We start from the raw sequence: 18,460 nt of genomic DNA on the forward strand, positions 1-18,460 counted from the left end.
CCGGAGCAGGGGCTTAAATTCCACGGGCCGCGTTTCGGCGTTGATAACCACCTGCCGGTGAAAACGCGGGATCGGCTCGAAAGAGGCCGCCGAGCTACAGATCGATCCGGTCGCCGATTTCGACGATCTCCAGCCGGTTCGGATGCGAGCGGCTCCTGACGTGTTCGTGGAGCGCGGTCGGGTCCGCGGTCAGCCCCTTCCACATGTCCCAGTGGGTCGGGACGAGCCGGTCGAGCGCGAGGTCCTCCGCGGCGGCCGCGATCTCGTTTTCGTCGCTGTACCACTTCGTTTCGACCGGCTCGCCCGTCTCTTTGTCCGGGACTCTGCCGATGGATCCGAACGCGAGGATTCCGAGATCGATATCGAACTCGTCGGCGAGCGCCGGGAACGACTCCGAGGGCTTGCTGTCGCCGGCGTGGAACAGGGTGCCCGAGTCGTGTTCGATCACGTACCCGACCGGGTGTGTCGCGTCCGCGTCCTGCGTTTCGACGACGTGAACCGTGAACTCGCCGATCTTCAGCTCGTCGCCCTCGGCCACTTCGAGGAACGCCTCGTCGTCGACGCCCCAGTTCTCGGTCCAGCGCTCCTCCTCGCGGGCGACCGCGAGCGAGTCGTCGGGCGCGACGAAGTCGGCGTCGGTGTTCGCGAGTATCGGCGCCTGCGAGGGGCCGTGGACGTGGTCCGTGTGCTCGTGGGTCGCCAGCACCGCGTCCGCCTCGTCGATGTCATCGGGGTCGAACGGGACCGGGATCATCCGGATCGTTCGCGGCGGATCGCCGGTGCCGGCGTACGGATCGATCCAGAGGACCGTCCCCTCGCTCCCCTTGATCGCGAAGCCGTTGCAGCCGAGATACCACAGCGCCACCGTGTCGGGGTCGGCGTCCGCCACCGCGCGCGGCAGCCAGTCGCCCCAGTCGGAATCGGTCATAGCCGACGTTGGGTGTGCATGCGGGGTAATCGTTCCGGAGTCGGCGGGAATTCGTTCCATTTTCCGCGCTGATCGAATATCCCGTCGTTGAACAGACGACGCTGAACCGTCTGAGGCGAGACGTATAAACTGTATATCGCGATATGAAAGTATTCCCCAGCACACTCGTTTCTGCAATGTCGTTTACTTACCTCCCGCAGCCGTACCCGACGTGTCCTACCATCGGATCGATACCAGCCAGTCCCGAACTCGTCGTTCCGGCACTGCTTGGCGTCGTTGTCGTGGTCGAAGCGTTTGGAGAGCGATTGAGCACTGCGTCAGCCTCCTTCGGTCTCCTCGGAGGCGTGACGTTCCCACTTGGTGCAGCGAGTTTCTTATGCACCCTTCGGCGCTAGCAGCTTCGAACAAAAATATATCCGAGATATAGAATTTCAACGGAACAGTAAACGGAAATACGTGATTAGGGTGGGATCTCTGAGTCGATATATCTCTGACCTGCGTATCCAAGGATGAAGCCAAGAACACCAAGTGGAACACCAAACAGCAGTCCCCAGCCGACGCCGAGTAGGAGTGTTTCACCAACCGGCGGATCGCTGGTTTGACCTTCTCCAATAATTCGGATGAAGAGCGCAGTCACGGGGGCGATACATAGCAAGAGGCTCGCGACGAGGCTACGGTTCTGAGACGCCTGCCACGCAGACAGCAGGACCAGTATGCCCGCGGCCCCGTAGACGATCACTCGCCCCGGAATGAGCGCATAGACCGTCCGGTAGTACCCGAACACAGAGACGGCGAACGTGACGACGAAGAGGCTGGCAGCTATTACTCCCCACCGTTTAGTCGAATCGGGATCATCACCGATGAGGAACAATCCAATTCGGTTCGGACTCCCTGCCATACAGTGTCATTCGATTATATTTCTCATCAACCTTTCGACGAGGTAACGTTTCATGCGTATCGACGCCGTCTCAGTCGTCGGCGGTCGACGGGGTCGGCGCGTCGGCAGCGCTCGTGGCGGCGGCGGCGGAGGCGGTCTCGGTCACCGCCTCGGCGACCTTCTCGATCGGGTGTGGCGGGTTCTCGCCCCCGTCGCGGTCGCCGAGCTGGGAGCGGCAGGAGGCACCCGGCGCCGTCACGGTCTCGCCGTCGCTCTCTTCCACCTGATCAAAGAGGATCCGACCGATCGCCTTCGAGAGGTCGTAGTGCTCCGACTCGTAGCCGAACGAGCCCGCCATCCCGCAACAGGAGGAGTCGAGCGGGTCCACGTCGTAGCCGGCCCGACGGAGCACGCCGACGGCGTGGTGGTCCTTGTTCGTCGCCTTCTGGTTGCAGTGGCCGTGGTACGTGAGCGACTCCGCGGGCGCCTCGAACGCCAGCCGCTCGTCCACGCGCCCGGCGTCAAGGTACTCCAGCACGCCGTACGCGGCGGCCGACACCCCCTCGACGTTCTCGCCGTCGAGGAGATCGAGGTACTCGTCCTGGAACATCACCGCGTCCGAGGGCTCGACGAAGACGACGGACTGCCCGTCGCGAACGCGGGGCGCGAGCGCCGCGACGTTGGTCGCGGCGCGGTCGCGAGCCTCGTCGAGGAAGCCGGTCGAGAACGCCGCGCGGCCAGAGGCCGTGAGGTCGTCCGGCACCTCCACGCGGACGCCAGCGGCCTCGAGTACTTCGACCGCCGCCTTGCCGGCCGCGGGATAGCTGTAGTTGGTGTAGGTGTCGGGGAACAGCGCGACCGTGTCGACCGCTTCGTCGGGGGCAACTGTCGACCCCCCGCGCGACGCGAACCACTCCTCGAAGCTCTCGGAGCGGAACGTCGGTAGCTCGCGGTCCGGAGCGATCCCCGCGACCGCGTCCATCACCTTGCGGGCGCCGGGGATCTTCGTCGCCGCGTTCGACACCGGTGCGAGCGTACTCCCGATGGCCGAGAAGCGGTCGATGTCGCGGAAGATCCGCTCGCGGAGCCCGGCGCCCTCCTCCTCGTGGTGTTCGTGTTTCACCTCGGCCTTGAGCTTCGCGAGGTCGACGCCGGTCGGGCAGTCGCTCTGACACCCCTTACAGCCGACGCAAAGCCCGAGCACCTCCTCCTGGAAGCGGTCGGAGTGTATCTCGTCGTCGTCGAGTTCGCCGCTGATCGCGGCTCGGAGCATGTTCGCCCGGCCGCGGGTCGACTGGATCTCCTCCTCGGATGCGCGGTAGGTCGGACACATCACGCCGGAGTCGGTCTCCCGGCAGGTGCCGCAGCCGTTACACAGCTCGACGAGGTGGGAGAAGCCGCCCTCGTCGGAGAAGTCGAGGTCCGTCTGCGGCTCGATCGACTGGTACTCCGGTCCGTACCGGAGGTTCTCCCGCATGTCGGTGTCGGCGGCGGTGTCGGGGTAGCCGCGCTCTTCGGCCGTCTCGCCGTCGACGTAAACGACCTTCCCCGGATTCATCCGCCACTCGGGGTCGAACGTCGACTTGAGCTCCTGGAACGCGCTCCAGAGTGCCTCGCCGTACATCTTCGGGTTGAACTCGGTGCGCGCGAGCCCGTCGCCGTGCTCGCCCGAGAAGGCGCCGTGGTGTTCCAGCACGAGGTCGGTGACATCTTCGGAGATGGAGTGCATCTTCTCGACGCCCTCCTCCTCCTTCAGCGAGAGGATGGGTCGGATGTGGAGGGTGCCAGAGCCGGCGTGCGCGAAGTAGGCGGCCGAGGTGTCGTGGTCCGCTAGTACTTCCTCGAACTGGCCGACGTACTCGGCGAGTTCTTCAGGCGGCACCGTCGCGTCCTCGATGAACGGATACGGCTTCGGGTCGCCCCGCATGCTCATCAGCAGCGGGATGGCCGCCTTCCGGAGGTTCCAGAGGTCGGCTTGGTCTTCATCGGTGTACGCCTCCAGCACGTCGAACGCGTCGCCGTCGTCGACGAAGTGCGCGTTCGTGTCGGCGATCGCGGCCTCGAAGTCGTCGACGAGCTCCGAGTCCCACTCCAGCATGAGCGCCGCCGTGGCGCGGTCCGGGATCGGTTCGGCGTACTGCGCGAACTCCTGTGAGCCCGCGGCGAGCGCGAACACCTCGTCGTCCATCAGCTCGACCGCGCTCACCGGGAACTCCAACGCCTCGGGCACCGCCTTCATCGCGTCGACCAGCGAGTCGAAGGTGTACAGCGCGAGCGCCGTCTCTTCGGGCCGGGTGACGAGCGACACCTCGGCCTCGACGATCGTCCCGAGCGTCCCCTCGGCGCCGACGAACAGCTTCGAGAGGTTGATCACCTCGTCCCCGTCGTCGTTCTCGTAGATCACCTTGTGGAGGTTGTACCCGGAGACGGAGCGTTTCAGGTTCGGGTACTTCTCGTCGATCTCCGCCTGGTTCTCCTCGACGAGCGCGCGAGTGGTCTCGTACAGCGCGGCCTCTCGGTCATCCTTCGAGACGATCTCCTCGTACTCCGGCGAGTCGAGCACGACCTCGCGCGTGTGGATCAGCGAGCCGTCCGCGAGCACGACCTTCAGTTCCTCCGTGTACGCGTCGGTGATCCCGTACCGCACCGAGTGCGCGCCCGTGGAGTTGTTGCCGATGCCGCCCACGACGGTCGCGCGCGCCGACGAGGCCGGATCGGGCGCGAACTTCAGCCCGTCCTCGGCCAGCCGGTCGTCGAGGTGATCCTGGACGACCCCGGGCTGGACCACTGCCCGGCGGTCGTCGGGCCGAACCTCGACGATCTCGTCCATATGCGTCGAGAAGTCGAGCACGACACAGCCCGGGCCGACGCTCTGCCCGGCCAGCGACGACCCGGTGCCCCGTGGGATGACGGGAACGCCGTGGTCGGCGGCGACCTCCATCGTCGCCTGCACGTCGGCGACCGAGTGCGGGATCACGACGCCGGCCGGGCGCGCCTGATAGATGCTCCCGTCGGTGGCGTACAACACCTGCGCGTACTCGTCGAACTGGACCTCGCCGGCGACGCGCTCGCGGAGGTCGGCTGCGAGCGCCCCGTAAGCGGGCACGTCCGGTCGGTCGTAACCGAGCGCGGCCGCCGACGTATCGGGGTTCTGTGTGCTATTCCCCCGCGTAGACTTTCCTGCCATGCTATAGATTGACAGCGAAGAGAGAATAAAACCTTTGTTCATGATGAATATGGACGGTTGCCACGGAACGCTCTGTTGCGTCGGGATTTATTACGATACCGTGATATCTCACGCCATGGAGATACTCCACACGTGTCTCAACGTGGACGACGCGGATCGGACGGCCGACTGGTACGTTGAGCAGCTCGGCTTCGAGCGCTCCTGGGAGTTCACGACCGCCGACGGCGACACGCGCAACGTGTACGTGGGCGACGACGCCGGCGTCGAGTTTCAGCTGTCCGACACGGCGGGCGAGGCGCCGAGCGACGACGGCGACCGCTACGACCACGTCGCCGTCGGCGTCGACGACGTCGACGCGACGTTCGAGGCGATCGACCACCACGGCGTCGTGAAGGAGCCCGGCGACCAGCCGGAGGCCGGCGCGCGAACCGCGTTCGTGAGGGACCCCGACGGGCACACGGTCGAGCTGATCGAGCCGTTATAAAGCGGATCGGTGATCGGGGAGCGGATTTATAAATAGGAACGAGTGTTGCTGGCGGCTGTATCTACGTCGTCGACGGCGCGGTGAACTCCTCCAAAGCCCCAGCCGCTCGCTTATAAATGGTTGATCGCAGATCGACGGTGAATACTTCCAAAGCCCCAGCCACGAGGACTCGCGCGGCTCGGTGCGCTCCTCGCGCGGTTCGGTGCGCTCCTCGCTCGCGTTGCTCGCTGCGGTGCTTCTGTCGCCGTGCTTCGTCCTCGTGGCTGCCCCTTTGAGTCCCACCCCGCACAGCACCGCAACCGCACCTCACGCCTCCCCAGCCTCGTCGGACCGGCGCGGTCGCGCCGGTCCGACTCCCTCGCACGGTCGCTCGCGGGCCTTCGGCCCGCTCACGGCGCGCGCCACCGCTGTCGGTTTATAAGTAATTGTCGCAGTAACTCACGCTTTTAAATGCACTTTTGCCACGGACGGACGGAAACGCTCACTCCCGTCATCGACCGCTGCCGCTCCGAGACGCGAACGACGCCAAAAAGTCGGTGTGTCGGCGGTCTGCGAGTCAAACGCGCGACCGACCGCTTACAGAATGCCGGCGGCCTCGGCGGTCTCGACGATGTCCTGCGCCATCTTGTTGGTCGCCTCGTCAACCATCTGGCCGTCGACGCTCACGGCGCCCTTGCCCTCCTCCATCGCCTCGGCGTAGGCGTCGACGATGCGCTTGGCGCGCTCGGCGGTCTCCGGGTCCGGCGCGAACACTTCGTTGCCGATCTCGATCTGCGACGGGTGGATCGCCCACTTGCCGTCACAGCCGATCATGTTGGCGTTCTCGGCGGACTCGCGGAACCCGTCGGCGTCCTCGATGTCGGCGTACGGGCCGTCGAGACACGGCAGGCCGGCGGATTTGGCCGCGGAGTTACACTCGGAGAGGGCGTGGTGCCAGTAGTGGCCCGGATACTCCGGGAACTGTCCGATGTCGAGGCCGGGCGTCCCCATCGCCGCGGAGTAGTCGCCCGGCCCGAAGATGATCGACGAGAGCCGGTCGGAGGCGTGCGCGATCTCGTGGACGTTGTGGATCCCCTCGCCGTCCTCGATCTGGGGCTCGAGGCCGATACCGCCGACCTCCAGGTCGTTGTTCTCCTCGACCTGTGCGAGCAGGTTCTCGACGGTGTGCACGTCGCTCGCGGACTTCACCTTCGGGACGATGATGTCGTCGATGAACTCTCCGGCCTCGCCGACGACCGTGATCAGGTCGTCGTACCACCACTTGGTGTCGATCCCGTTCATCCGGAAACTGAGCACCTTGTCGCTCCAGTCCTCCTCCCGGGCGGCCGTGATGAGCGGCTCGCGCGCGTCCGGCTTCGCACTGGGCGCCACCGAGTCCTCCAGATCGAGGAACACCTCGTCGGCGTCGCTGTCGGCCGCCGAGTGCATCATCTTCTCGTCGCTCGCGGGCGTCGCAAGCTGCGTTCGTCGAAGGGTAACGTCTGACATAATTCAACAGAATTTCTCACATCCATCGAAATAAAGCTATCTCACGCGGGGATATTTTCTCTGAAGGGGAGCCGGGAGAACGGCTCGTCGCCGCCGTCGTGTTTCGGACGGACCTCCGACACTATTTGTACCCGAGGGCGTTGGGGACGAATATGAGACGACAACCACGGCGGGCCGCCGCGGTCGAACCGGTCGCCCAATCACAGAATTCGCCGGCGGGTGAGCGGGAATGTCGCTAACCGGCGCGTTCACGAACGCCATTCTCCCGATCCTCTCGGTGGCGGTCGTCGGGTATCTGCTGGCGCGGTCGATCGACATCGATGTCGGGCCGATAAACACCCTCGGACTCTACGTCCTCATCCCGGCGCTCGCGTTTCACAGCATCGCGACCACCACGCTCGGCGGCGGAGAGATCGCGAAACTCGGCGTCGGCGTCGTCGGGTACGCCCTCCTCATGATCGCGATCGCGTGGGGAGTCGGGCGCCTCCGGGGAGAGTCCGGGCCGCTCCTCGGCGCGTTGATGCTGGCGGCGGCGTTCCCGAACTCGGGGTTCGTCGGGATCCCGCTCTCCGAGTTCGCCTTCGGAGAGGTCGGGCGGACGACGGCCGTCCTCTATCTCACGATCCAGAACCTCGTGGTGTACACGCTCGGCGTCTACATCGCGTCCGGCGGGTCCAACAGCCGACCGCTCGACGCGGTGCTCGAGGTGTTTCGACTCCCGCTGATATACGCTATCGTGGCCGCCGTCGCGATGCGAGCGCTCGGACTCGTTCCGTCGCCCGAGTCGGCGGCGATGGAGACCGTCGGGCTCGTCGGCGACGCCTCGGTCCCGGTGATGCTTCTCATCCTCGGTATCCAGATGGCGGGAACCGACGTTTCGGCCGTGTCGCGCTCCGTGCTTCCCTCCACGCTGAAGCTCGTCGTCGCGCCGATCGTCGGACTCGCGCTCGCGCTCGCCCTCGGGTTCAGCAATCCCACCGTCGCGAAGGTGTTCGTGCTGGAGTGTGCGACCCCGGCGGCGGTCATCCCGCTCGCGCTCACGATCGAGTACGCGGACGACGTGACTGTCGACGGGATCACGGCGCCGGAGTACCTCAGCACGGCCATCTTTACGACGACCGTCGCGAGCGTCGGCGTCCTCACTGTACTCGTCGCAGCGCTCCAAGCCGCCGCGTTCTTTTGACGGCTCGTGTCGCGCGGTCGCTCCGATCCCGAGGACAAGATTCTCATAATGTAAGTGTGTCACTAGATTCCAACTGATGCGTTTACCAAATCGGGGCTATCCACCTCGGTGCGTACCGCTCTCGATCGTCGCGGAGCGAACCGCGTCCGGAATTACAAACTTATCTCTGTAATTTCAATCTCGGAGACGTTTGTTCGGCCGGTGATTTGTCCCGCAGGCACGGCTCACTACCAACCGGCACAGTCAGTTGACTGACCGGCGGGCAGACCCTTTTCGATATGTGAACGTCAGAGCCTGCGATAGTTTCGGTTCGGATCTCGGATCCGTGTTCTCGGCCTCGCTGGAGGTCATCAGTGAATGACGGCGATCGCACATCTGCGAAATTACACAGAGGCAAGCCCGATATCGAGAGACCAGCGATATTGAATCCGCATCTCGGCTAGGGGACGTGTCCCCCTCCCACCGCACATGACATATCAAGTAAACGCGTGAGCGGTGCTGTTCGATCAGAGAACGGCAATCAACCGCGTGAGATGTGTTCACAATATGTTATCGGTCTCGCGTCCGGTAGGCAGTCGCCAGTGTCGTCGGATGGTCTGTGCTAGTATCGATTCGGTGCTTTCAACCACCAAGATATTTACCAGTAACCGTCAATTGGTAGCGTGTATTATGGTAGCTGAAAAGCGGTTCGTCAGTCCGGAAGACGTGGAGACCATCGAACTCGACTGGGGGACGCTCAAGTGGATGAACACCCCCGAGGTCACCGGTTCGTCCGGGTTCAGCGCGGGCGTCGTGGTACTCGATCCCGGGAAGGGCCACGAGCGACACACCCATCCCGATAGCGAGGAGATACTGTACTTTCTCAGCGGAGAGGGGACACAGACCATCGCCGACGAGGAGCGCACGGTCACGGCAGGGGAGATGGTCCACATTCCGAGCGGGGTCGAGCACAGCACGATAAACACCTCGTGGGACCCCCTCAGGTTCCTCGCGGTGTACTGTCCGCCCGGTCCGGAGGCCGAGATTCGCGAAGTCGCGGAGGCGACGATCTTCCCGCCGGGCGAGTTCCCCGACGCCTGAGCCCGCGTCCGCGAACGAGGGAAATAGCGGTGTAACGCAGCCGTGGATCCTGACCGGTCCCGTGACGGTCGCTCGTGACCTCCGGGCCATCCGATCCGGCGGTCGTGTGAGTCCCCCGCGTGACGCCGACTCTCTTGTTTCTTCCACAATATTAAAGTAATGCGAGGTACCGTTCAAGTTGTATGAAGTACACCCGTTCGGAATCACTGGACCGGCTAGAGTCGACTATCGAGGCAGGGGAACCCGTCATCGGGGCCGGTGCCGGCACCGGTATCTCCGCGAAGTTCGCCGAGCGCGGCGGCGTCGATCTCCTGATCATTTACAACTCGGGGAGATACCGGATGAACGGACGCGGCTCCCTCGCGGGACTCCTGCCGTACGGCGACGCGAACGAGATCGTCGTCGAGATGGGCCACGAGGTCATCCCGGTCGTCGAGGACACGCCGGTGCTCGCGGGCGTCAACGGGACGGACCCGTTCCGAGAGATGAGCGTCTTCATCGAGGACCTGCGTCGCCGCGGCTTCTCGGGCGTACAGAACTTCCCCACCGTCGGTCTCATCGACGACGACAGCACGTTCCGGCAGAACCTCGAAGAGACGAACATGGGGTACGACAAGGAGGTCGAGATGATCCGCGAGGCGAGCGATCAGGGGATGTTGACCTGTCCGTACGTGTTCACGGAAGAGCAGGCGAAAGCGATGACCGAGGCCGGCGCCGACGTGATCGTCTCGCACATGGGACTGACGACGTCCGGCGACATCGGCGCGGAGACGGCGCTCGATCTCGATGAGGCGTCCGAGCGCGTGCAGGCGCACCACGACGCGGCCAAGTCCGTCCGGGACGACGTCCACGTCATCTGTCACGGCGGCCCCATCGCGTGGCCCGACGACGCCGAGTACGTCCTGAACAACACGGAGGGCGTCGTCGGGTTCTTCGGCGCGTCGAGTATCGAACGCCTGGCGACCGAAGACGCGATCGAAAACCAAGCCCGCAAGTTCAAGTCGATCGACTTCTGAGCGCTGTCCGAGCGATTCCGCCGTCGAAATCGTCCGCCCGCGTCGGCCGACTCACTCGACGGCGTACACCGTCGAGTCGGTCCCGCCGAAGTAGAGCTTCCCGTCGACGAGCGCCGGACTGGACCCCACGCCTCGCCCGCCGATCTCGAGGAACCACTCTTGATCGCCGTCCGCCGTGAGCGCGTGCATTCCGACGGTACTGTTGCCGTCCTCCGTCTGTCGGTGGCTACCGACGTATATCCGATCCGACGTGACGACCGGGCTGCTGCCGACCTCCAGGGCGGCGGTCTCGTAGGCCCACTCCTCCTCGCCGGTCCGCCGGTCGAACCGGAACACCTTCGCGTAGTTCGTGGTCGGGTCGTCGAGCGTATTGTACGGCGTGTGGCCGACGTACACCGCGTCCTCACTGACAGCGACGGATCCCGAGATGTATCGACCGGCCGTGTCCGCGAACCACGTCTCCTCGCCCGTCTCCGCGTCGACGGCGTGAACGTTCCCGTTCCAGTCGGTGATGTACACCGTCCCGTAGGCGACCGCCGGACTCGACCAGATCATATCGCGGGTCTCGTAGGTCCATCGCTCGTCCCCCGAGGTCGGATCCAACGCGTACAGCGTGCCGTCGGAGGCACCGATGTACACGGCCTCGTCGGTGACGGCCGGCGTGCTCACGACCTCGGTACCGACCTCGACCCGCCACTCGGTCTCCCCCGAGTCCGCGTCGAGCGAGTAGATCCAGCCGTTCTCCGGTACCTCGGCCTCCTCCGCGTACCACGCGCACGCGAGGTTGTGACAGCCGACGCCGACGAGGACCGATCCGTTCCACGGCGTCGGACTCCCGCGGATCAGCCCGTCGAACGAGCGTGACCAGCGCTCGTCCCCCGTCCCTGCGTCGACGGCGTACAGGTGTTTGTCGTACGATCCGACGTACACCGTCCCGTCGTCGTACGCCGGCGTCGCTTCGATCCGGTGGTCCGACGAGAACGTCCACAGCTCCTCGCCCGTTCCCGCGTCGAGGGCGTACAGCGCGTCGTCCGCGCTCCCGATGAACACCGTCCCGTCCGCGACCGCCGGGCTTCCCCAGAACGGCCCCTCCGCCTCGTACGTCCACGCGATCGTCGGCTCCGCGCCGATCCCCGAGGCGGCTCCCGTGTAGCCGGTGTTGTGCTCCGCTCCCCGGAACGTCGGCCACGAGGTGATCGGTTCCGAGACGGGATGGCTCTGTGATTCGGACCCCCCTAACCGTTGACAGCCGGCGGTTGCGGTGACGGCGGACGCCGAGACCGCAGCGAGGAACTGTCGCCGAGTTCGGTTCGTCATCTACCCGTTCTATCGGCTTCGTCGGAATAATACTACCGGCGCGGCGGGCGGGAGATGGTTCCGTCGATCGCGGACAAATATCGGAATGGGTCCGCGACTCAGACGACGAGGTACTCGTCGAGGTCCTCGTTTTCGAGTTCCTCGGTGGTTCCCTGATACACGATGTCACCCTGGTCGAGGACGTACCCGCGGTCCGCGATGCGGAGCGCCTCGTGGACGTTCTGCTCGATGAGCAGCACCGTCAGCCCCCGGTCTGCGATCTCCTCGATGGCGTCGCCGACCGCGGTGACGATCTGCGGGGCCAATCCTTCGGTGGGCTCGTCCAACAGGAGCAGATCGAGGTCCGGCAGCCGAAGGGTGCGGGCGATCGACAGCATCTGCTGTTCGCCGCCCGAGAGCGTCCCGGCCTGCTGGGCCCGGCGCTCCTCCAAGCGGGGGAACAGATCGTAGAGCTCGTCGATCGCCATGGTGCTCTCGCCGCCGCCGAGTCCGCGACGCCGGACGGTGTTCCACCAGTTCCGCGTGATCGTCGACAGCTCGAGGTTCTCCTCGACGGTCAGCTCGGTGAACAGCCGGCGGCCCTCGGGCACGACGCCGATCCCGCCCATGGCGATGTCGTCGGCCGGCCAGTCGGTGATGTCGGTTCCGTCGAACCGGACCGATCCCGAGCGGACCTCCGGCGGCTCCGTGCCGGCGATACTGCGGACCGTCGTCGTCTTCCCGGCGCCGTTGCGTCCGAGGAGGGTAACGACCTCCCCTTCGTCGATCGCCATCGAGACGCCCCGGAGGATGTGACTGGGTCCGTAGTGGGCGTGGACACCGTCGAGTTCGAGCAGGCTCATTGCGCGTCACCTCCGAGGTAGGCCTCGCGAACCGCCGGATGGTCCCTGATCTCGTCGGGCGTCCCCTTCGCGATGAGTTCGCCCTGGTGGAGCGTGAAGATCCGGTCGGAGATGTCGAAGACGATGTCCATGTCGTGTTCGACGAGGAATATCGTCATCCCCCACTCCGACAGGAGATTCTCGATGAGTTCGACGGTCATCTCGGTCTCCGTCGGCGACATCCCCGCCGTCGGCTCGTCCATGAACAGCAGGTCCGGATCGGTCGCGAGCCCGATGGCGACCTCCAGCCGGCGCTTGTCGCCGTAGGGGAGCGACGCGGCCTCGGTCTCCGCCTTGTCGTCGAGCTCGATGGTGTCGAGGATGTCGTCCGTCAGCCGCTGGACCTCGTCGAAGGAGTCCCGGCGGCTGAGGAAGTTGATCCGGAAGGAGCCGTGCTCGGCCGCGAACGCCGCGACCTGAACGTTCTCTCGGACGGTGAGCTCGGGCAGGATCGACGCCGTCTGGAACGTCCGTCCCACGCCGAGCTGGGCGATCTCGAAAGGCTCCATGCCGACGAGATCGGTGCCGGCGTACGTCACCGTCCCCCGAGTCGGCGTGAGCCGGCCCGTGATCGTGTTGATGAGCGTCGACTTCCCGGCGCCGTTGGGGCCGATGAGCGACACCAGCTCGCCCTCTTCGACGGCGATATCCACGTCTTGGAGGGCGGTGAGACCGCCGAACTCCTTCGTCAGCCCGTCCGTTTCGAGCAGCGCCATCACCGATCACCTCCGTTGGACCCCTCGGTGGATGAGCCGCCGGTCACTCGGCTTTTCACCTTCGCGGCCAGCGTCTTCGGCTCGCGGAGCGCCGCAGTGAGATCCGTGATCATCCCCCAAATTCCTTCGGGGTAGGCCCACACGACGGCGGTGAACGACACCGCCAACATGAGCAGCCAGTAGTCGCCGAGCGTGGGGAACCCGTTGACGATCCCCTTGAAGTAGAACCACACGAACGTGCCGATGACCGGGCCGGCGAGCGTGCCGAGACCGCCGAGAACGGCCATCACGACCACGTCGCCGCTGATCGACCAGTAGAGGCGCTCGACGCCAGCGAACTGCGTGTTGACCGCCAGCAGCGCGCCGGCGATCCCGGCGATCCCGGCCGAGAGGAGGAACGCGGCGAACTTGTAGCGCCAGACGTCGAGTCCCACGAAGGACGCTCGGGTCTCGTTCTCGCGGATCGCCTTGAAGATCAGTCCGTAGGGCGATTTGCGGATCCGAGTGATGAACATGACGACGGCGACGAAGAAGACGCCGACGAAGAGGTAAAGGTTGTCCACGACGAGCGCCCCGAGGATCCCGCCGTACTCGTGATCGAGGTCGACGACCCCGAGGAGGGGAGTTCGATCCACTTCGAGTCCGTTTATTCCTTGTGTGATCCCTTCGAGGGGATTGCTCGCGAGGAAGTACAGGAACTGGCCGATCGCCAGCGCGACGATGGCGAAGTACACCGTGTGGAGCCGGAGGAGGATGACCGCCGCGACCGCTCCGAGAGCGATCGCGGACAGCATCCCGACGATGACGATCGTGAGCGGCTCGTTGAACACGTGGATCGAGAACAGGGCGGTCGCGTAGCTCGCGGTTCCGAAGAACATCGCGTGCCCGAACGAGAGGAGGCCGGTCTGTCCCAACAGGAGATTGAATCCGAGCGCGAAGATGGACCAGATGAGGATGGTCACCGTGAGCCCGTGATACCCCTGTGTCACGTCCGAGATGACGGGTGCACGGCTGAACAGGTACGAGAACGTGAGGACGAACGCCACCGAGATCAGGAAGACGAACCGCTCGGTGTGTTTGATTCGATCCCACGCGTCCACGCTAATCAGCGACGATTCGTCCTCGACGTCGGGTTGTGCGTTGTCAGTGCTCATTGTCCTATCTTCGCAGAGGGGAAGATACCGCTCGGTCTGATCGTCAACACGACGATAGCCAGCAGGTAGATGCTGGCGTTGGTCATGCTCGGTTCCACCACCGTGGCCACCGCGAACACGAGCCCGGCGAGCAGGGAGCCGACGACGGTTCCGCGAAGGCTTCCGACGCCGCCCATGATCACGATCACCAGCGACGGGATGATGATCTCCATCCCGATACTGTTGGTGACGTTGAAAAGCGATCCGCCGAGGACGCCGGCGAGCCCCGCGTACGCGGCGCCGATCGCGAAGATGAGCAGGAAGGGACGACCGACGCGGATGCCGAGCATCTCCGCCATCTCGGAGTCTTCGGTCCCGGCGCGTACCGCGAGGCCGTAGTCGGTGTACTTGAAGAACGCGAAGATGACTCCGATGAGCACCAGCGTGAGCGTCACGACGAGCACCCGTATCGTCGACGCCGCGCTCATCCCGGGCGGCGTCCCGATCACGGGAAGCGAGATCGCGCCCGCGAGCCACTCGGGTCGCGGATATATCGTCCCCGTCCGGCCGAAGACGATGGCGACGAGCTCTTGGGCCGCGATCAGGACACCGAACGTGACCAACAGCTGATCGAGCAGATCGCGATCGTAGAACGGCTTCGCGAGGAATCGCTCCATGGCCACGCCGACGACGAAGATGACGATCGGCGTCAAAATTAAGGCCGGGACGAACCCCCAGCCGAGACCGATCGTGCCGTAATCGGAGAGGAGCCCTCCGAACTGCTCTCGGGACGCGATGAGGAGTCCGATGTACGCGCCCCCGAGATAGAGGACACCGTGAGCCATGTTCACGTATTTAAGCGACCCGAATACGATAGACAGACCGATCGCGACCAGGAGATACAGCGATGCGACGCTCAAGGCGATGAACACGAACCCGACGGCCGCGTCGAGAGTCATCCCAGCCACCTCGGACCGGACGGAGTTAGTTGTCTCATGGATTGCACGATTGTTCATGATTTCTTCAGTACGTTAATCTTGTGATTGGGTGACTCTCACCGTGAAAACAGTACGCGATGTCGAAAACGGTCCCGACGTATCGGAACGCAAAAATCGGAAGACAGCGCGGGCAACGAACCCCTCGTCTGAAAATTCGTCGCGGCGGCGGCTATTCGTCGCCGTATTCGTTGTCGCCCATCGCACACTCGGACGCCGGGAACTCGTCGGTTCCGTAGATCAGCGGATCGGTCGTCTCGACGATCTCCGTCCGGATGCCGAGCTCTTCGGCGCGGTCGTCGCCGACTCCCTGAACGAGGTACCACGGGCGCTCGACCTGGTGATCGGCCTCGCGGAAGACGGAGTCGCCCCACGCGAGGCTCCACTCGAAGTCCTCGAGCGTGCGGACCACCGTCGGCGGATGGAACGTCCCCGCCTCCTCGACGGCAGCGGCGTAGACCATCATCGACTCGTAGGTGTGCAGCGAGCTCTGGTTGGGCGTCTCGTCGTACTCCTCTCGGTACGCATCGATGAACACCTGGCTCGCCTCGTTGTCGGCGGCGGGGTTCCACGGCTCCATGCCGAGGACGCCCTCCGCGTCGGCGCCGAGCGGGTCGAGCGTGAACGCGCTGACGTGCGGGATGATCACGTCGATGTCGTCGGTCAGCCCGGCGTCGCGCAGCTGTGAGAGGCCGCTGGCGGCGAGGCCGCCGAAGCTGGAGAAGTACAGCGTGTCGGCCCCGGACTCTTCGAGCGCCTGGATCTGCGAGCTGTGGTCCGACTCGCCCTCCGCGATGGCGGCCTCGCCGGCGTGCTCCCACGGGCCGTTCTCCGTGAGGTACTTCCGGGCGGCGTCTCGGTTCGACTGGCCGTACGAGTAGTCCATGTAGATATGGAACAGCTCGCGGTCCTCGCCGAGGACCGAGGGCGCCGCCTCGCCCATCGCCATCCCGATGATCTCCGCGTGGAACGTCGGGTGGAAGTAGTACCGGGAGCAGTTCTCTCCGGAGATCCCCGAGGACGTCGAGTTACCGCCCATGAACGGGACCTTCTCCCGTTGCGCGACGTTCTGCATGGCCATCGTCACCGTACTGGACATGCCGCCCGTCCAGAACTGGATGTTGTCCTGCTGGATCATCCGCTCGATGTTGTCCTGTGCGGTGTCGGCGCTGCCGGCCGTGTCGGCCCGCGTCGGCTCGACCTCATAGCCCATGATGCCGTCACCGCTCAGCCGGTCCCAGTAGTCGACGAGCCCGCCGCCGTTGTTGAGGTGTTCGACCGCGAGGTCGTACCCCTTCTCCTGGTCCTGTCCGTCCGGCCCCAGCGCTCCGGAGGTCGGCCCGTTAAAGCCGATAGCCACGGTGTCTCCCTCGGGCGGGAAGTTCCCGATGGCCTCGTAGTCGTCCCCGCCGTCCCCGCCATCTCCGCCGTCACCCCCATCGCTGCCGTCGCTGCCGTCGCTGCCGTCGCCGCCGTTGTCTGAACAACCGGCGATACCGGCGGCGAGGCCGGTCGCGCCGATCGCTTTCAAATACTGTCTCCTCGAGCTGTCAGTTTGCGTTTGCTTTTTCGTCATGGATTTTCGCAACGTTCGTAGAGACATGGAGAGATGAAGTAATTAAACCTTTGGGTGATTTACATCTCACACGGGGCTTCGGCCGGGTCTGCTCTCCGGGTGAACCGCGAAGTCCCCGCAAGACACCAGTTAGCGGCCGCTTTGGGATCGGTGAACATTGACACGTCCTGGCGCCGAGAGAAGTCGGGCGCTCGCGACCCGATCGCTCCGTCTCTGTACCGGTCTATGTCGCTCTATCTATGTACTGGTCTCGGTCGCTCCGTCCATGTATCGGTCAATCTGTTTCGCGAGCGCCAGCGCGAACTCGTCGTCGTTGATGTTCGCGTCCAGCTCGATCAGCTCCACGTTCTCGTCGACGTGTTCGCGGAGCGCGTCGAATAGGGCCGCATCGGCTTCCGGGTCGTGAAACGGTTCTCCGGGCGCGTCGAGCATCGAAACGCCCGCGAGCGGCAGCGCCAGCGCGGTCGGACCGGTCGCCGCGTTGAGCTTCTCCGCGATGATCCGCCCGAGTTCGGCGTTCTCCTCCGGAGTCGTCCGCATCAGCGTCACCTGCGGGTTGTGGACGTGGAAGAGCCGATCGTCGAACTCGTCGGGGACCGAAGATTCCGGACCGAAGTTGACCATGTCGAGCGCGCCGGTCGAAACGACTTGCGGGATCCCCGCCTCGCCGGCCGCGTCGAGCCGTTCGGGGCCGGCGGAGAGGACGCCGCCCACGAGTTCGTCCGCCCACTCCGTGGTGGTGGTGTCGAGGACGCCGTCGATGACGCCCTCCTCGATCAGCGCCTCCATCGCGCGCCCGCCCGTCCCGGTCGCGTGGAACACGATGGTCTCGTACCCCTGATCTTCGAGCCATTCACGAGCCGTCTGGACGCACGGAGTGGTCACGCCGAACATCGTGATACCGATCGTCGGCTTCTCCGCCGTCTCCACGTCCGGGTCCCGGTCGACCATCCCGACCATCGCGAGCGCCGCGTTCGCGATGACGGTCCGCGAGAGCTGATTGAGCCCCTCGACGTCGGCGACGGAGTACATCATCGCGATGTCGGCGTACCCCACGTACGGCTCCGTGTCCCCCGAGGCCACCGTCGAGACCATCAGCTTCGGCACGCCGACCGGAAGCGCGCGCATCGCGGCGGTCGCCATGGACGTGTTCCCCGACCCTCCCAGCCCGAGGACGCCGTCGAGACGCCCGTCCTCGTAGGCGCGCGTGACGATCGCGGCGGCGCCGTCGCCCATGACCTCGACGGCCCGTCCGCGGTCGCCGGCCTCGCGAAGGGCGTCGAGATCCGAATCGGCCGCCGCCGCCACCTCGGCCGCGCCGACGTCCGGATCGATCTCGGGGTCCCCCATCACGCCCACGTCGACGAGACGGACCTCGACGCCCTCCGCCTCGATAACGTCGCGGGCGAACCCGATCTCCTCGCCTTTCGTGTCGAGCGTCCCGACGATGTAGACACTCATCGTCGCCCCGCGACGGACCGAGCGCGTCGAGCGGATCCGAGGCCGCGGCCCCGCCCCCCGCGCTGACAGTTCGCCGTCGATTCCGTACGACCCGCACGGTGCCGTTTCGCGGGCGGCACGCGTCGCGTGCGCTTTCGT

15 protein-coding genes are annotated in these 18,460 nt (G+C 65.1%); 4 read left to right on the forward strand and 11 right to left on the reverse strand.

All coding sequences use genetic code 11. From position 1 onward, the window contains the following. Positions 1-94: 94 nt before the first annotated feature. From ACP96_RS03375 to ACP96_RS03385, 3 genes are all read right to left on the reverse strand, one after another. A complete protein-coding gene (locus ACP96_RS03375; protein ID WP_050032204.1) occupies positions 95-928 on the reverse strand; it encodes an MBL fold metallo-hydrolase in 834 nt (277 codons plus the stop codon). A gap of 460 nt (positions 929-1,388) precedes the next feature. Continuing rightward, on the reverse strand, positions 1,389-1,826 hold the full coding sequence (locus ACP96_RS03380; RefSeq protein ID WP_050032205.1) for a hypothetical protein: 438 nt from the start codon (positions 1,824-1,826) through the stop codon (positions 1,389-1,391). A gap of 70 nt (positions 1,827-1,896) precedes the next feature. Further along, the gene (locus ACP96_RS03385) at positions 1,897-4,992 is read right to left on the reverse strand and encodes an FAD-binding and (Fe-S)-binding domain-containing protein (RefSeq protein WP_050032206.1); all 3,096 of its coding nucleotides are present in this window, start codon (positions 4,990-4,992) and stop codon (positions 1,897-1,899) included. Positions 4,993-5,107: 115 nt separating this feature from the next. Here ACP96_RS03385 and ACP96_RS03390 point away from each other — a divergent pair, with 115 nt between their 5' ends. Then, positions 5,108-5,476, forward strand: coding sequence for a VOC family protein (locus ACP96_RS03390; RefSeq protein WP_050024462.1), 369 nt, complete (start codon positions 5,108-5,110; stop codon positions 5,474-5,476). A 576-nt stretch (positions 5,477-6,052) separates the two neighbouring features. On the opposite strand, the gene ACP96_RS03395 is transcribed toward ACP96_RS03390, so the two are convergent. Beyond that, a complete protein-coding gene (locus tag ACP96_RS03395; RefSeq protein ID WP_050024464.1) occupies positions 6,053-6,964 on the reverse strand; it encodes an HpcH/HpaI aldolase/citrate lyase family protein in 912 nt (303 codons plus the stop codon). Between the two features lie 229 nt (positions 6,965-7,193). Here ACP96_RS03395 and ACP96_RS03400 point away from each other — a divergent pair, with 229 nt between their 5' ends. The 3 genes from ACP96_RS03400 to ACP96_RS03410 all read left to right on the forward strand — a co-directional run bounded on the left by ACP96_RS03400 (position 7,194) and on the right by ACP96_RS03410 (position 10,243). After that, complete coding sequence (locus ACP96_RS03400; protein WP_050024466.1) at positions 7,194-8,147, forward strand: AEC family transporter; 954 nt, start codon at positions 7,194-7,196, stop codon at positions 8,145-8,147. Between the two features lie 669 nt (positions 8,148-8,816). After that, positions 8,817-9,227 carry a cupin domain-containing protein gene (locus ACP96_RS03405; protein WP_050032208.1) on the forward strand — a complete coding sequence of 137 codons (411 nt, stop codon included), beginning with the start codon at positions 8,817-8,819 and terminating at the stop codon, positions 9,225-9,227. Positions 9,228-9,409: 182 nt separating this feature from the next. Then, positions 9,410-10,243 (forward strand): phosphoenolpyruvate hydrolase family protein, encoded by an 834-nt coding sequence (locus tag ACP96_RS03410; RefSeq protein WP_050024470.1) that lies wholly within the window; start codon positions 9,410-9,412, stop codon positions 10,241-10,243. A gap of 51 nt (positions 10,244-10,294) precedes the next feature. Here the strand turns inward: ACP96_RS03410 and ACP96_RS03415 are convergent, their stop codons facing one another. The 7 genes from ACP96_RS03415 to ACP96_RS03445 all read right to left on the reverse strand — a co-directional run bounded on the left by ACP96_RS03415 (position 10,295) and on the right by ACP96_RS03445 (position 18,322). Next, positions 10,295-11,560 carry an outer membrane protein assembly factor BamB family protein gene (locus tag ACP96_RS03415; protein WP_050032210.1) on the reverse strand — a complete coding sequence of 422 codons (1,266 nt, stop codon included), beginning with the start codon at positions 11,558-11,560 and terminating at the stop codon, positions 10,295-10,297. Positions 11,561-11,658: 98 nt separating this feature from the next. Further along, the gene (locus ACP96_RS03420; RefSeq protein WP_050032212.1) at positions 11,659-12,402 is read right to left on the reverse strand and encodes an ABC transporter ATP-binding protein; all 744 of its coding nucleotides are present in this window, start codon (positions 12,400-12,402) and stop codon (positions 11,659-11,661) included. Further along, positions 12,399-13,157 (reverse strand): ABC transporter ATP-binding protein, encoded by a 759-nt coding sequence (locus ACP96_RS03425; protein WP_050032213.1) that lies wholly within the window; start codon positions 13,155-13,157, stop codon positions 12,399-12,401. The genes ACP96_RS03420 and ACP96_RS03425 overlap by 4 nt, the downstream gene beginning before the upstream one ends. Beyond that, positions 13,157-14,311, reverse strand: a complete 1,155-nt coding sequence (locus ACP96_RS03430) for a branched-chain amino acid ABC transporter permease (RefSeq protein ID WP_050032214.1) — start codon at positions 14,309-14,311, stop codon at positions 13,157-13,159. The genes ACP96_RS03425 and ACP96_RS03430 overlap by 1 nt, the downstream gene beginning before the upstream one ends. Continuing rightward, entirely contained in the window at positions 14,308-15,249 is a 942-nt protein-coding gene (locus ACP96_RS03435) for a branched-chain amino acid ABC transporter permease (RefSeq protein ID WP_050032215.1), read from the reverse strand. The genes ACP96_RS03430 and ACP96_RS03435 overlap by 4 nt, the downstream gene beginning before the upstream one ends. 208 nt (positions 15,250-15,457) lie before the next feature. Next, a complete protein-coding gene (locus tag ACP96_RS03440; protein WP_050032216.1) occupies positions 15,458-16,861 on the reverse strand; it encodes an ABC transporter substrate-binding protein in 1,404 nt (467 codons plus the stop codon). 237 nt (positions 16,862-17,098) lie between these two features. Then, complete coding sequence (locus ACP96_RS03445) at positions 17,099-18,322, reverse strand: Tm-1-like ATP-binding domain-containing protein (RefSeq protein ID WP_050032217.1); 1,224 nt, start codon at positions 18,320-18,322, stop codon at positions 17,099-17,101. Between the last annotated feature and the right edge of the window lie 138 nt (positions 18,323-18,460).

It is taken from the genome of Halorubrum halophilum (assembly GCF_000739595.1).
GTDB classification, from domain to species: Archaea; Halobacteriota; Halobacteria; order Halobacteriales; family Haloferacaceae; genus Halorubrum; species Halorubrum halophilum.

Coding starts and splice junctions, on each gene's coding strand:
- ACP96_RS03400 (WP_050024466.1), top strand. CDS start 7,194: ATGTCGCTAACCGGCGCGTTCACGAACGCCATTCTCCCGATCCTCTCG.
- ACP96_RS03425 (WP_050032213.1), bottom strand. CDS start 13,157: ATGGCGCTGCTCGAAACGGACGGGCTGACGAAGGAGTTCGGCGGTCTC.
- ACP96_RS03435 (WP_050032215.1), bottom strand. CDS start 15,249: ATGACTCTCGACGCGGCCGTCGGGTTCGTGTTCATCGCCTTGAGCGTC.
- ACP96_RS03410 (WP_050024470.1), top strand. CDS start 9,410: ATGAAGTACACCCGTTCGGAATCACTGGACCGGCTAGAGTCGACTATC.
- ACP96_RS03430 (WP_050032214.1), bottom strand. CDS start 14,311: ATGAGCACTGACAACGCACAACCCGACGTCGAGGACGAATCGTCGCTG.
- ACP96_RS03405 (WP_050032208.1), top strand. CDS start 8,817: ATGGTAGCTGAAAAGCGGTTCGTCAGTCCGGAAGACGTGGAGACCATC.
- ACP96_RS03375 (WP_050032204.1), bottom strand. CDS start 928: ATGACCGATTCCGACTGGGGCGACTGGCTGCCGCGCGCGGTGGCGGAC.
- ACP96_RS03385 (WP_050032206.1), bottom strand. CDS start 4,992: ATGGCAGGAAAGTCTACGCGGGGGAATAGCACACAGAACCCCGATACG.
- ACP96_RS03395 (WP_050024464.1), bottom strand. CDS start 6,964: ATGTCAGACGTTACCCTTCGACGAACGCAGCTTGCGACGCCCGCGAGC.
- ACP96_RS03380 (WP_050032205.1), bottom strand. CDS start 1,826: ATGGCAGGGAGTCCGAACCGAATTGGATTGTTCCTCATCGGTGATGAT.
- ACP96_RS03445 (WP_050032217.1), bottom strand. CDS start 18,322: ATGAGTGTCTACATCGTCGGGACGCTCGACACGAAAGGCGAGGAGATC.
- ACP96_RS03420 (WP_050032212.1), bottom strand. CDS start 12,402: ATGAGCCTGCTCGAACTCGACGGTGTCCACGCCCACTACGGACCCAGT.
- ACP96_RS03440 (WP_050032216.1), bottom strand. CDS start 16,861: ATGACGAAAAAGCAAACGCAAACTGACAGCTCGAGGAGACAGTATTTG.
- ACP96_RS03415 (WP_050032210.1), bottom strand. CDS start 11,560: ATGACGAACCGAACTCGGCGACAGTTCCTCGCTGCGGTCTCGGCGTCC.
- ACP96_RS03390 (WP_050024462.1), top strand. CDS start 5,108: ATGGAGATACTCCACACGTGTCTCAACGTGGACGACGCGGATCGGACG.